General features: G+C 37.9%; 12 protein-coding genes. All 12 read right to left on the bottom strand.

Annotated features, from left to right (window positions below; genetic code table 11):
• Positions 1 to 365: 365 nt before the first annotated feature.
• The 12 genes from G322_RS0112715 to G322_RS0112660 all read right to left on the bottom strand — a co-directional run bounded on the left by G322_RS0112715 (position 366) and on the right by G322_RS0112660 (position 13,748).
• On the bottom strand, positions 366 to 2,093 hold the full coding sequence (locus G322_RS0112715; RefSeq protein WP_022942145.1) for an SLC13 family permease: 1,728 nt from the start codon (positions 2,091 to 2,093) through the stop codon (positions 366 to 368).
• Positions 2,094 to 2,156: 63 nt separating this feature from the next.
• The gene (gene cysN / locus G322_RS0112710) at positions 2,157 to 3,569 is read right to left on the bottom strand and encodes a sulfate adenylyltransferase subunit CysN (RefSeq protein WP_022942144.1); all 1,413 of its coding nucleotides are present in this window, start codon (positions 3,567 to 3,569) and stop codon (positions 2,157 to 2,159) included.
• Between the two features lie 136 nt (positions 3,570 to 3,705).
• A complete protein-coding gene (locus G322_RS21825) occupies positions 3,706 to 3,987 on the bottom strand; it encodes a four helix bundle protein (RefSeq protein WP_051143766.1) in 282 nt (93 codons plus the stop codon).
• A 78-nt stretch (positions 3,988 to 4,065) separates the two neighbouring features.
• Positions 4,066 to 4,974, bottom strand: a complete 909-nt coding sequence (gene cysD, locus G322_RS0112700) for a sulfate adenylyltransferase subunit CysD (RefSeq protein WP_022942143.1) — start codon at positions 4,972 to 4,974, stop codon at positions 4,066 to 4,068.
• A gap of 135 nt (positions 4,975 to 5,109) precedes the next feature.
• The gene (locus tag G322_RS0112695) at positions 5,110 to 5,517 is read right to left on the bottom strand and encodes a hypothetical protein (protein ID WP_022942142.1); all 408 of its coding nucleotides are present in this window, start codon (positions 5,515 to 5,517) and stop codon (positions 5,110 to 5,112) included.
• A 144-nt stretch (positions 5,518 to 5,661) separates the two neighbouring features.
• A complete protein-coding gene (locus G322_RS0112690; protein WP_022942141.1) occupies positions 5,662 to 6,312 on the bottom strand; it encodes an ABC transporter ATP-binding protein in 651 nt (216 codons plus the stop codon).
• Between the two features lie 156 nt (positions 6,313 to 6,468).
• Positions 6,469 to 7,842: an MBL fold metallo-hydrolase RNA specificity domain-containing protein gene (locus G322_RS0112685; RefSeq protein ID WP_022942140.1), complete on the bottom strand. Its 1,374-nt coding sequence runs from the start codon at positions 7,840 to 7,842 to the stop codon at positions 6,469 to 6,471.
• An 834-nt stretch (positions 7,843 to 8,676) separates the two neighbouring features.
• Positions 8,677 to 10,458 (bottom strand): glycosyltransferase family 2 protein, encoded by a 1,782-nt coding sequence (locus tag G322_RS20720; RefSeq protein WP_022942139.1) that lies wholly within the window; start codon positions 10,456 to 10,458, stop codon positions 8,677 to 8,679.
• A 4-nt stretch (positions 10,459 to 10,462) separates the two neighbouring features.
• Positions 10,463 to 11,566 carry a hypothetical protein gene (locus tag G322_RS0112675; protein WP_022942138.1) on the bottom strand — a complete coding sequence of 368 codons (1,104 nt, stop codon included), beginning with the start codon at positions 11,564 to 11,566 and terminating at the stop codon, positions 10,463 to 10,465.
• A 71-nt stretch (positions 11,567 to 11,637) separates the two neighbouring features.
• The gene (locus tag G322_RS0112670) at positions 11,638 to 11,853 is read right to left on the bottom strand and encodes a hypothetical protein (protein ID WP_022942137.1); all 216 of its coding nucleotides are present in this window, start codon (positions 11,851 to 11,853) and stop codon (positions 11,638 to 11,640) included.
• Entirely contained in the window at positions 11,834 to 12,070 is a 237-nt protein-coding gene (locus G322_RS0112665) for a hypothetical protein (RefSeq protein ID WP_022942136.1), read from the bottom strand. Before G322_RS0112665 ends, G322_RS0112670 begins: the two co-directional genes overlap by 20 nt.
• On the bottom strand, positions 12,060 to 13,748 hold the full coding sequence (locus tag G322_RS0112660) for a tetratricopeptide repeat protein (protein WP_022942135.1): 1,689 nt from the start codon (positions 13,746 to 13,748) through the stop codon (positions 12,060 to 12,062). The genes G322_RS0112665 and G322_RS0112660 overlap by 11 nt, the downstream gene beginning before the upstream one ends.
• Between the last annotated feature and the right edge of the window lie 295 nt (positions 13,749 to 14,043).

Below are 14,043 nucleotides of genomic sequence, written 5' to 3'. Positions count from 1 at the left end.
CTTGATGCCAAACAACATCTGATGATTTTTCACCATCCACTTTTTTTTCTCTATAAGGACTATTCATAATATTCTCTTTTAAAAACAGTTATCAGTAAGACAGGGCAAACGGGTTTAAAACAAACAGAATGAGTTTACTTTCTGGTCAGTTGTTAATTCAAGCATCAAAAGGCAGGACTAAAGTCCCACTTCCGATGAATAATTAGCTTACTTTTGGGAAGTGGGACTTTAGTCCTGCATGTTTTCATTTATATAAATAGAGACTAATTCCTTCAATCAAGAAAAATCACTGGATTGGTGGTTAACTGTACTTAACTTGTATTATTGCCCTGTCAGTAAGACGCTGACCGTTGACAACTTCTCTTCTATAATCCAAAAACAACCACAATCATAGTCACTGCTGTGATGCTATAGGCAATACTCACAGGGACACCAATTTTAATAAAATCATTCAACTTATACTGTCCCGCATTAAATACCATTAAGTTTGTTTGGTATCCGTAGGGACTAATAAAACTTGCGCTCGCACCAAAAGCAACGGCCATAATAAACGCCATTGGGTTGACATCAATACTCGTTGCTAAACCATATGCAATAGGAAAAACTAACGCAGCAGCCGCATTATTGGTCACTAACTCCGTAAGTAGCCAAGTAATAATATAGATAGCAATTAATGCAACCAGCGGGCTAAAGGCATCACTATTTTCAGTAATAAACAAATTAAATGCATCAATAACACCACTGTTTTTTAAAGCATAAGAAAGGACAATTGCTGAGGATATGATAACCCATATATCGATAGGGAAACGGCGTAACAACTCATTGGTACTAAAACAGCCCGTTAATAACAAGATACCAAGCAACAATAGAACAGCTTTAAAAAGCGGGATAATACCGACAGCAGCTAAAATAATAGCAGTCAAAAAACCAACAACAGCAAGCCACTCTTTTTTACCAGAGAGGCGCGAGTCTAACTCTACATCAGAAAGTAAAATAAAGTTTTTGCGAATATTGCGACGAGATTTAAAGTCTTCCCCAACCGCTAACACTAAAAAATCACCGGGCTGTATTTTTAATCGCCCCATTTTCCCCGATACTTTTTCACCATCGCGCTTAATAGCAACAACAGCAGCATCAAACAGTGAGCGAAAACCCACTGATTTTAAGGTGTTACCTATCAAGATACTCTCTGGACGCACCACCACCTCACGTAAATTATCGATTGAAAGTCCACTATTTTCAGCAAAAATAGATAAACCATCAAACAGATAAAGCTGGCTTACTTTTGAAATGTCACCACTGAAAATAAGTTTATCATTTGCTTGTAAAACCTCTGTAGGCGCAACAGCCTTTAACAGCACATCACCACGCATTATTTCCACTAAAAACAGAGATTGCAGGTGACGCAAGCCATTTTTCTCCACTGTTTTCCCCACTAAACTCGATTCAGGGCTAATTTTAGCTTCGATAAAATAGGACTCATCAATTGCACTATTTATATTTATATCTGGCAATAGGTAGCTAAATAAACGTAAAGTGATCCCACATACCACCACCAAGCAAAGCCCAACTAAAGTAAAATCAAAAAAACCAAGTGACGGCAAATTCGCATCTAGCACTAAGCTATTTACAATTAAGTTCGTGGAGGTACCAACCAGTGTAAGCGTACCGCCTAATATTGCAGCGTAGGAGAGCGGGATCAATAACTTACTTGCAGAGTGATGAGGGTTGCTACGTATGGGGGCCAACATAGTTGACACAACCGCGGTATTATTAAGTAATGCAGATGAAAGCACAGTAAAACCAAATAAACGCATCCAAGTTACTTTATAACTTGGCCTAATAACGTTCATCGCGACAAGACGTAGCAGGCGCGTTTTTTCTAACGCAATAGAACATAACATTAATAAAATTAATGTTAATAAACCTTGATTAGAGATACTTTTAATCACTTGCTCAGTAGAGACCATCTGCGTGGCAAACAACACCAATAACGTAATACCAAACACTAAACTTGGTCGTTGTTGATATTTAATTAAACCTGCGATGGTGATAATAAAAATAGCAAGTACAAAATAAGATTGAAAAGTCATAAAAGCCCAGAAGCTTAAAGCAGGAAGGCTGGAAAGCAGAACTTGCCTTACAGCCTTATAGCCTTACAGCTTTGTTACATCCTTTGCTTCCCAGTGCGGGAAGTGCTTGCGAACTAATGTATTAAATTCAACTTCAAACGCACTATAAGCGTGTTCTTGGTTGTTTTTAACCGCCTCAATAGAACCGCGAATCATACCCGCTCCTACCGTTGCATTAGTTAAGCGGTCGATAATAATGAATGCACCCGTTGCACGGTTTTCATTATATGCATCAAACTGCACCTCTTCAGCCACTTCAAAATTACAGCTACCGATCTCATTCAAATCAAGTTGGCTTGCGGCAGTTTGTTCCATGGTGTTTACATCAGTTTTAGAGTTGATAGCAATCACAGAGCCAACCGTAGAGTTAGTACCAACTTTAACGATATATTCACGGTCAACATGCAATGCATTCTCATCCATCCAAACCACATCAGCAACAAAGTTCTTGCTTGATTCAGGTTTTTCATGTGGACGTACAATCATATCACCACGGCTAATATCAATTTCATCTTCCAGCGTTAGCGTAATTGCCATCCCTTCGAATGCAGACTCAATGTTGCCATCAAAAGTGACTATCTCTTTCACTTTACTTTGCTTACCTGAAGGCAGTGCTTCAATGGTATCACCCACACGAATCTCACCCGATGCAATGGTACCTGCAAAACCTCGGAAATTCAGATTCGGACGATTGACATATTGCACAGGAAAACGGAACTGTTCGTTGGTGTCGTTATTAATTTGTACTGTATCTAATAAACGCATTAATGGAGAGCCAGGATACCAAGGCATATTCGCACTTTCATTTACTACGTTGTCGCCTTTTAATGCTGAAATTGGCACAAAACGCACATCAGCGATATTTAATTGCTTAGCAAACTCACGGTAATCATTTTTTATTTTTTTGTAAACGTTCTGGTCGTAATCAACCGCATCCATTTTATTTACAGCAACAATTACGTGTTTGATACCGAGCAATGAACAGATGTAAGAGTGGCGACGTGTTTGCACTTGTACGCCATGACGCGCATCAATCAAAATAATCGCTAAATCACAAGTAGATGCACCGGTGGCCATATTACGTGTATATTGCTCATGCCCAGGCGTATCAGCAATAATAAACTTACGTTTCTCAGTCGCAAAATAACGGTAAGCAACATCAATAGTAATACCCTGCTCACGCTCTGATTGAAGACCATCAACTAATAACGCCAGATCGAAGGCATTATCGGTCGTATTGAACTTTTTAGAATCTTTTTTGATAGCAGCCATTTGATCTTCAAAAATCATTTTACTATCGTATAACAGACGGCCAATCAGTGTTGATTTACCATCATCTACGCTACCACAAGTGATAAAACGTATCATATCTTTGTTTTCATGTACGCGCAGATATTCTTCGATATCCGTCGCTAATAAACTTTTATCATTCGACATTTTAAATTCCTTTAAACAGTTAGCCTTCAGCTATTAGCTGTCAGCTGTCAGCTGTCAGCTGTCAGAAAAACTATTCGTTAACCGCTATTGTTTTGATTAAACCTGTAAGCATCATTGAAATATGATGCGTTTCTTCTCACCAAGCTTTACCTTTAACAGAGGGTAAATAACCAATATCAATACCGATGTAAATTTGTGTTCTTGCTTCCGCTAACGATGAGCGAGCAATATCCAAAAAATGTATTTTTTCTTTATTACTACTTCGTGTCATACCTTCCGCAATATTACTCGGCACTGATAAACCAGAGCGAGTCAGCTGATCTCTAAAACCATAATCTCGTAAATCTGCAGTTGTCTTATACAACTCTGCTGATAAACGTGCAGACCTTTTCCATACCTCTAACTTTTCAAAATTCATAAGCGTTCTCGATAAGTTGAAGTACTGATAGCTGGCAGCCGATAGCCGATAGCCGAAAGCTTCTTTTCTAAGCTTCGCTTAGAAATACCCTTCCATCTTTTTCTTCTCCATTGAGCCAGCTGAATCATTATCGATAACGCGGCCTTGGCGCTCAGATGTCTTAGTTAATAACATCTCTTGAATAATTTCAGGTAATGTCGTAGCTTGAGACTCAACAGCGCCCGTTAATGGATAGCAACCCAATGTGCGGAAACGCACCATCTTCATCTTCACCTCTTCCCCCTCCTCGATTGGCATACGCTCATCATCAACCATGATCAACGCTCCATCACGTTCCACAACGGGGCGCTCTGCAGCAAAATAGAGTGGCACCATCTCAATACCTTCTTGATAGATGTACTGCCAAATATCAAGTTCAGTCCAGTTAGAAAGAGGGAATACACGAATACTTTCACCACGATCAACGTTAGAGTTGTAGATATTCCACAGCTCAGGACGTTGATTTTTAGGATCCCAACGATGCTTTTTATCACGAAAAGAGTAAACACGCTCTTTAGCACGGGACTTCTCTTCATCACGACGTGCCCCCCCAAAAGCGGCATCAAAGCCATATTTATCTAATGCTTGTTTTAAACCTTCTGTTTTCATAATATCAGTGTGTTTTGCACTACCATGTTCAAACGGGCTAATACCCATTTCGATGCCCCGAGGGTTTTTATGAACAATCAGGTCAAGGTCATATTTTTCCGCTACCTTATCGCGGAACGCAATCATCTCTTTAAACTTCCAATTCGTATCAACATGCAATAAAGGAAAGGGAAGCTTTCCTGGATAAAAAGCTTTACGTGCTAAATGTAAAAGAACCGAAGAATCTTTACCAACTGAATAAAGCATTACTGGATTATCAAATTCTGCAGCCACTTCGCGCATAATTTGAATTGACTCAGCCTCTAAGGCTTTCAGGTGAGTTAATCTATTTTTGTTCATGATTTTCCTTTGCGATTACATGATAGAGTTAATATGAATTATGCATCAATGAATTCTATTAGTTAATCATTCAATTGAACATATTGAAAAAACAAAGCGATAACATAGAATTTTTTTCATTAATTGGGCAGTGAATTATGATGTTTGTACACCCATTCGTTTAGTAATATCGATAACAGTAGGCGCATATTCGGCTTCAATTAACAGCTCAAGTGATAATACCATTTCATCATCGTAACTGCCTGCTAACACTTTTGAAAAATCAATGGCTTTAAGTAAAGTTTCATACTCTTCACTCAATATAAACTTTTCCTTAAATGCAGCCTGTAAAATACTTTTAGAAGAACACACCACAAAACCATGTAAATTTAGGTATCTTTTAAAACCTATTAATAACTGCTGATAACTATCCGCAAATGCACGGCACAAATAAGCGCGCTGCTGATCAGAATACTCCTTATCAATACAAGCTGATGAAAGCACTTCAATAGATAAAGTCAAAGACTGTAATCCTTGTGAAGAGTAGAAAATAGGCAGGCTCATAAATCGTATGTATCCTCAAAGCAATGAAAAAGATAATCCGCCCAACAGTGCAAGCCAATGAGCAAAAAATCGACCTTAAACTGTCAGCTTCACATCAATTGGAACTTTATCACATTCTCACCTTTCCGCTTAAAGCTTTCAAACTTATAATCCCTTGTAAATTTGTATCGCCTCCTGCAGATCAGGATAAAAAGCAAGCTCTCCTTCATGTAAAATAATTGCACTGTCACAAAACTCTTCAATCTCTTTAATATCATGACTGACCATGATTACATTTGCTATTTTACTTTTATCTAAGAGCGCTTGACGTGCTTTTTTACGAAACTTTTGATCGCCAACAGAAGTTGCTTCATCAATCAGATATATTTCAAAATCAATCGCAATACAACAACCAAACGCAAGGCGTGAACGCATACCACTTGAGTAAGTGCATACAGGCAAATCATATTTTATCCCTAATTCAGCAAAATCTTTCACCTTATCTTCATACTCATCTAAATCTGCAACCCCATTAACACGACCAATAAAACGGGTGTTTTCACGACCGGTCATTTGCGGGTGAATACCCGTTGCTAATGCCACAGGCCAAGAGATAGATTTATCAGTAACCACTTTACCTTTATTAGGGTATTCACTGCCCGCTAAAATACGGAACAGCGTAGATTTACCCGCACCATTAGAGCCCAAAATACCAATATTTCGCCCTTCTGGAATGGTGAAGTTAATATCTCTAAAAATATACTGCTTACCCAAATCAGAGGGGTAATATTTAGTGAGGTTTTGTAGTTTTATCATTATGTCTACTATCTGCTATTGAATTGACTAAAAAATGAAAGCCGAATAACTAACAGCTTATTTTTAACTTCCTTTTCCTTCGTGCCTTCGTGTGAATCGCTTTTGACTTTTGGTTTTGAACTAACTGCTAGCTTATTTTTCACCTTCCTAAACGTCTTACCGCCCGATAACTGCCTTTATCCCTTCCCGCTCTAATTTCGCTTTAAGTGCATTTTTCGCATCAGCATCACCATGCACAATAATGACCTTCTCTGGTTTGTGGCGAATACGCTTAACAAAATTAACCAAATTAGATTGGTCAGCATGAGCAGAATAACCCGAGATAGTAAAAACCCCGGCCTTAACATCCAATTTCTGTCCCTCAATATAAACATAACCACCACGGGGGCCATATTTTTGAATATCTCGCCCTAATGTTCCTTGTGCTTGATAACCTACAAATAAAACATCAGCCGTGGGCTCGCTAATAAACCGTTTCAGATAATTCACCACACGACCACCACTACACATACCACTGGCAGCAATGACAATCGCGGGTTTATTACGCTTAACTAAATATTCAATCGTTTGCATGTGCTCATCATGTGTATCCACCGTATACAAACTATCAAAGTTTAAAGGCTGACGGCCTTGTTTAACACGACGTTTAGCTTCTGCATCCCAGAGGGCTTGAAATGTTTGATAATGCTTCGTAAACTTAGCGGCCATCGGAGAATCAACAATCACCTCAATATCAGAAAGCTTATTAAATTTAGCGCGCCCTACTATTTGCTCAAGTTCATATAACAATTCTTGAGTACGACCAATACTAAAAGCAGGAATAATCACCACCCCATTATCGGCAACAGCCTTTTCAAGCACCCTTTGTAAGCTTTTAGCGCGATCTTTTCTACCTTGATGGTTTTTATCACCATAGGTACTTTCAATAACAACAATATCAGCTTTATAAGGACTTTTAGGGGAAGCTAACAAAGGGGAATAAGTTGCACCAAGATCGCCAGAGAAGACAATGCGTTTAGACTTTTCATTGATAGGTTTAACATCTATTTCGATATAAGCCGAGCCAAGAATATGTCCTGCGGGTTGAAATTTTACTTTTGCTTTAACAGCACCTTGCAAACGCACATTGAACCACTTTTTATAAGGCACTGCGACGAGTTGCTTTTTCAAACGTGATAAACACGCAGTAATAATAGAACGATTACGTGTTACACCAACCTTCAAAGCATCTTCAATCACCATCGGCAATAAAGCAGCCGATGCTTCAGTCGTTATAATAGGGCCACTAAATCCAGCAGCAAGTAAATAAGGAATACGACCAACATGGTCAATATGACAGTGCGTAACGAGTAATGCTTGAACAGAGGAAATATCGAACTCGATACTCAATAAATCATCATCACCCCGACCAGAAGTTTCAGCGCCTTGAAATAAACCACAATCCACTAACAAACTATTTTCAGAATTAATCAGTAACTGATGACAGGAGCCAGTCACTCCGTTAACTGCACCATGATGTAAAATTTGCATTGAACCTCCCTTTTCACAATAGTCTCTCTACCTTAGTAGAGAACCTCTACTATTCAAATAGTTAAGTAAATAAATATCCAAATAAGGTCTGTATTTTGTTACAATCAGACTAATTTGTGCATAATGTAAACCAAAAAAATCACTGATTTTATTTGTATATAACTATCTGAACGGTAAGTATTAAAAACTGCTTTATGCTAGCTATTAGCTTCCTATTCGCATTGCACCAATGGTTGAGGAAAGAGGCGACATTGCTTCAAAGGAATCTCAGATATATCACTACTCAGATCATCAAGCATTAACAGATATTTTTCAACAAAATCACCATCTTCAAAATATATCACCTCTAACTAAACTAAGTGGCCAAAATTACTATACCACTACACTCATTATCGCGTGAAGTTATACCATTCTGCTTAATATAATGATCAGGCTTTACGCAAGGTAAATTACTAAGGTCAAGCCACATGATTGAGTAATAGCAGGCTATTACGATTAAATGCAATGCAGGCATTAGTAATTTAAAGCAGTAAAAACAGGCGAATTGGTATTATATGATAAAGCACACCTGAAAACTCTAAACGTAAAGGACGACTCATCACAGTAACCTAAAATAGATATTGATATAACAAACCTAGTTTAGATTGAGTCAATATTCAAAATACAAGACTTGACCTCAGCACACTTTTCCAAATTAACGAATTAAATAAAACGAAAAACTCAAGACCTGAACCTGACGGCATCCACTTATTAGATAATGCACCAAAACCCATTAACCGCCATTCCGGCGTTCATTTGGCCGAAATCGAGCCCTTTTCCCCTTGTGTCTTTCTCTCAATACCTCAACCGTATAGTAAAATCTTCAGCATCTCGAGTTAAGTGCGGGCTGTAATAGGGATCGTGTTCAATTTCTGCGTGCCAGCGTTCTAGTAAAAAGCCTTTTTCTTTATCAAAACGCTGCACTTTTTCAGCAGTTTCAGCGTCATCGCCACGTGTTTTTGATTCATAATGGTATAACTGGGCATGAGCACAATATACGTTATAAAAACCTGCGTCTTTTACCTTTAAACAAAAATCAACATCGTTATAAGCAACTTTATACTTCTCATCTAACCCACCAACTGATTGATAAGTTTCTTTACGGATAGCTAAACAAGCGCCTGTGACACCTGACATGACTTGGTTTATATGAGGCCGATTAAAATAGCCATTTGAACCTTCGGGCGTGCGACGATGAGAGTGAGCAGCGTAACCACCTAAGCCCATCACAATGCCTGCATGTTGAATACTTTGATCAGGGTATAATAACTTAGCACCAACACAACCAACATCAGCTTGCATCGCCAAACCAACTAACTCTTTTAACCAAGACGCATTAATCACCTCGGTATCATTATTTAATAAAACAACAACGTCACCACTCGCTTTATCTACGGCTACATTATTTATCTCAGAATAATTAAAAACTTTATCGTGCTTAAAAACATTTATATTTTTTAAGTTATTTATCGCAGACAAATAACTTAATGCATCAATATCTGATGTTTGATTGTCCATAATAACAATTTCATAATCGGGGTAATCTGTTTTAGACAATAAACTTGAAACACAGGTTTCAAGTACCGATTTATGGTCACGAGTAGGAATAACAATTGAAACCTTAGGCCACTGCTTAGGCTTATATTGAACATGAAAATAATTATCTAGATTGCCAAAGTCAACAACCGCGCTAATAGATTTACGCTGCAGATGTTCAGTTAAGGCTTTTTTACCTAAGGCAACAGTATAAGATTTTGCATCACTATTTAAAGCTGTAGACTCTGCATGCATACGCCAATGGTAAAGTATTTTTGTGATATGGCCAATTTGAGAAGCCTGTACAATTTCTGAAGTACGTAAAGCAAGATCATAATCTTGAGCGCCCTCAAAACCAAGCCGACAGCCTTTAAGTGTTTTTAATAAATCAGACTTATAAACAGAGAAATGCGTTATATAGTTATGCGCATGTAGTAAGTAGGGATTCCAATCAGATTTAAAATGCGGAGCAACACGTGCACCGCTTTCATTAATAAAATCTTCGTCGCTGTATAACCATTGCCAGTTTGGATTAGCTACTATAGCCGCCACTACTTCATTTAAGGCTTGTGGCGCCAATAAATCATCGTGATCTAACAAAGCAATAAAATCCCCTTCACACACCTCAATACCCATATTCGTCGCTTGGCTAATATGACCATTTTGTTTCGCATAAATGACCTTAATTCTAGGGTCAGACAAGGTTTTCAAGTAACGTTTTACCCGAACATCGGTCGATGCATCATCAACCAGTACCAATTGCCAATTGTCGTAGGTTTGCGCCAGTACCGAATCGACACATTTTTTCAAAAAGTTTTTTGGCGGGTTATAAATAGGCACAACAATAGAGATAAGCATTTGTTGATCATCAACAACCGCTTGCCACAAATGCGGTTCAATATGGTTTACCCAATGTGTATACGGATTATAACGCGCCTTAGTCATTTTCCAGGCAACAAAACGATGATACAACGCATATAGCGGTTTAAGATTTTTAAGTCTTTGCTTGGTCTTATATGACAATATTTGCTTTAATTTCACACGATTACCCTTGTGCAAACTTGATCTGTTGTTGTGAAAATTGCAGTAATGCCTGTTGATATAAAAGTCGATCAAATTTAACTAAAGGCTCAACCGCTTGTTGAAAATCAACATCTGAAGAATCTGCACCATAACTAAAACTATTCACATTACTACGAACATTTCGCTCAACTGGCGCATCAAAGCCCATCGCTTGGTGAATAACCGCCATTGATTCATTAAACTTTTCAGCGATACCCACTAACTGAATGTTTTTCAAGCGGCTTAACGCTTGTTTTAAATGCTGTTCATTGACCCTTTCTGACGGTTTTATGTCGGCTAAATATCGAACCTGTAAGTTATCAAATAAACCATACTGTACAGGTTGTAGCTGTTTAACAAACTGCTGCCAAGTAGCAATGGAAGTAAAATTCAAAGCAGATAATTTATCCGCTATCTGCTGTACTACCAAAGGGTGACTTAATAAAAATTCTTTCTTTTCTGGCTCCATTAGGTGCCGCACCCAATTTAGATGTGAAACCAAATGCCGATAAGGCTGCCGAAAAAATGCAGCAAGAATAAAATTAGCCGATGCAAACGATTTTTCATAGACCGGATAAGTGATATGTCCTGACAAAAAACGAGCATCTAACAACTTCTGCCAGCTGTCAGGTACCCCTTCAATATGGGTATAGGTTGGCTCTGCCTTTAACTGATTTTGCAAGCTGAGATTTACCGAGCTGCCTGCGGTTTTAGGAATATGCAATAAAAACAGTTTACGATTTTTATAATTCGGTTGACTATGAGATACAGGCTTAACAGACACTAATATTTCGATATGCGCTTGAGCGATATTATTATCTGAAAATTTGGCACTAAATCCGCAATTTTCATACATTAACAAACCAGCTTTAAGGACGTCGGCACGAGATTGGTTCGCTAACACCACTTGGCACTCTTCACCTTTAGTGATTTTAACCCAGTGCACCTCAGTACTATCCTTACAACCGGCCCAGCCACGCACTAGTGGCAAGAACATTTCATCAACTCGTCCAATATAATTACTTTTATCAATGGTCATCAGCTGTGTTTTTTGCTTAGTTAACGTTTTTTTAAATCTATTTATCATTTTTCTACTCATTAAAAATTCTATCTGAAACACTAGGGACAATTAACCGTGCGAATAGCATGCGAATAGGGTCAGGTCTTGTATTTTGCTACAATTCGACTAATTTGTGAATAATGCAAACCGGAAAAATCACCCATTTTCTTTTGTGTATAACCACCTGAACGGTAGGCATTAATAATTGCTTCATGCTGGCTATTGGCTTCCTGCTCGTATTGTAACAAGGGCTGAGGAGAAATACGACGTTGCTTTAAAGGGATTTCAGATATATCACAATAAAAACTGGACATCCAAACTTTTATCTGACGATTTTAATCCCAAGCAATTAAATACAACAAGTGGCAATAACGATAGCGCAAGATCGTTACTATTTTTCACCTGTGTATATTCAGCAACAAACATTTCAGAGTCAAAAGGAATACGAAGAATATATTGTCGGTAGAAGCGCGCTAGCCAATCTATTTTTCGAAGTTTAAACCGAAGAGAATAGAGGAGTTTATTTATCATTTAACAGTTTCCAATGGCCTAAACAACGGTTTATAAAGTCTTGCTCTGCGATACTGGAATCAATAAGTAAGCAACTTTTAGCCAACCAATCGATAGTATCTTTATCTTTCAATTTATCAGCCACCTGCGATCTATAATATTGCTTACCTGACTCAGCATTTTGCTGAAGCCTCAAACGGGCCAATAGGTTTTGCACTGACGGATGCTCTTTTTCTATAATAAACTGCTCAGCAATAAAAATAGCTTTATTTAGCTCACTTTCTTTAGATAAAAAATCACAATACGCAACCAAGCAAAAAGGCTGATTAGGCCCCTTTTTCATACCTAATTCAAATTGTTGCTTCGCTTCTTGAGTACGTCTAAGAGTCACCAATAACTTTGCATAGTTTGTGTAAAACACTGGATTATTCGGGTTAGCTTTAATCGCCTTATTAAAGAAAAATTCAGCTTCTTTACATTGCTCAAGTGCTTGCTTACATTGCGCTATCATCATATCAACATAGGGAAAATAAACCCCAACAGAAACTGCTTTTTGAAAATAATTAATCGCTAACTCATATTTTTTCATTCTCATTGATAGCTTAGCAATTGATAGTAACACCTGCCCATTTAATGAAAATTGACCATCAACAATAGCGAGCCAATTATTAGGTTCAATTTCATTAATCATCTTTGCTGGCGTTTTATCAAGGTAACTCACCACCTCAGCAGGTTCCGCTAGCTCGCTCAGATCAGTTTGCCATTTCGTATATGGAACGGTACTTTGCTTATCGGTTTCAACAGACTCAGTTACATTACTTAAAGATTCAACTACAATTTTTTCTATTTGTGTAGTCACAAGCTCAGAGAGCTCATTATCAATGAATTCAGCCACAATAATTGGTGATTCATCATCAGATTTAAAAGTAACAAGATCGAGTAGTTCAGCCCAAACTGCGTTTAATTTAACTTGTAGCGAGCGTGATAATTGAGAGAAAACAGTTTTGCTCGCTTTATCTCTAAATAAAGAGGCATCAAATGGTGATTCAACATTTTCGTCTAGGTCAAAACCAAATTTGTTATTAATAGTTTCAATAATGGGCACACCTTCAAACACCGCACGTTGAGTGACAACTAAAGTTAAATCAGAGTTTTCTTTTGCAAATTTAACTAAACGCTTGTTATAAGCCAACCACATTTTGGCGGCCAACTCAGGTTGAATCCAAAACTGAGCCCCTATAGAATCTCTATCCAACTCCGGTAAGGCATATGCTAAATCACGGCTATGGCGATGTAAAAGAGACTCAATGCAACTACTCCAGTGTCTAACAACAAAAAGGTAGTACCCACTATCACCTAATGCCTTTTTCCATTCATTTAAAAATAAGCAAGCACGAGGATCTTTTACTCCCCATGGTAAATTCTGCTCACTGCGTTGTTTAATATAGCCAGAAAGAAAGTTTGGCTCAGGGCTTAATTCGCATTCATCATGAAACTGCCAACTTGTTGTACTATCGACCAGCTGTTCATCATGCAATAAAACAGCGTCCCAGTCTTCAAAATGTCCTTTAACGTTACTAATATTACCGACCATTAAATTTGAACCTAAATCTAGGCCGGCATTATTTAAATAATTAGCAGTGGCGGAGGTAGCGCTTCTGTGAAAGCCAGTACAAATAAGTACTTTTATTTTAGGCATTGGATTTATCCGAATAGGGTCAGGTCTTGTATTTTGCTACAATTCGACTAATTTGTGAATAATGCAAACCGAAAAAATCACCAATTTGCTTTTGCGTATAACCACCTGAACAGTAGGCATTAATAATTGCTTCCTGCTCGTATTGTAACAAAGGCTGAGGAGAAATACGACGTTGCTTTAAAGGGATCTCAGATATATCACCACTCAGATCATCAAGCATTAATTGATATTTTTCAACAAAATCATCATCACCTAAGGATTGGCTTCAACATTACTTGCGATTTTGTTTTTAAAA

Origin of the sequence: Psychromonas hadalis ATCC BAA-638 (genome assembly GCF_000420245.1) — a bacterium.
In the GTDB taxonomy this organism is placed as follows: domain Bacteria; phylum Pseudomonadota; class Gammaproteobacteria; order Enterobacterales; family Psychromonadaceae; genus Psychromonas; species Psychromonas hadalis.
This window is presented reverse-complemented; position numbering and strand designations above follow the sequence as displayed.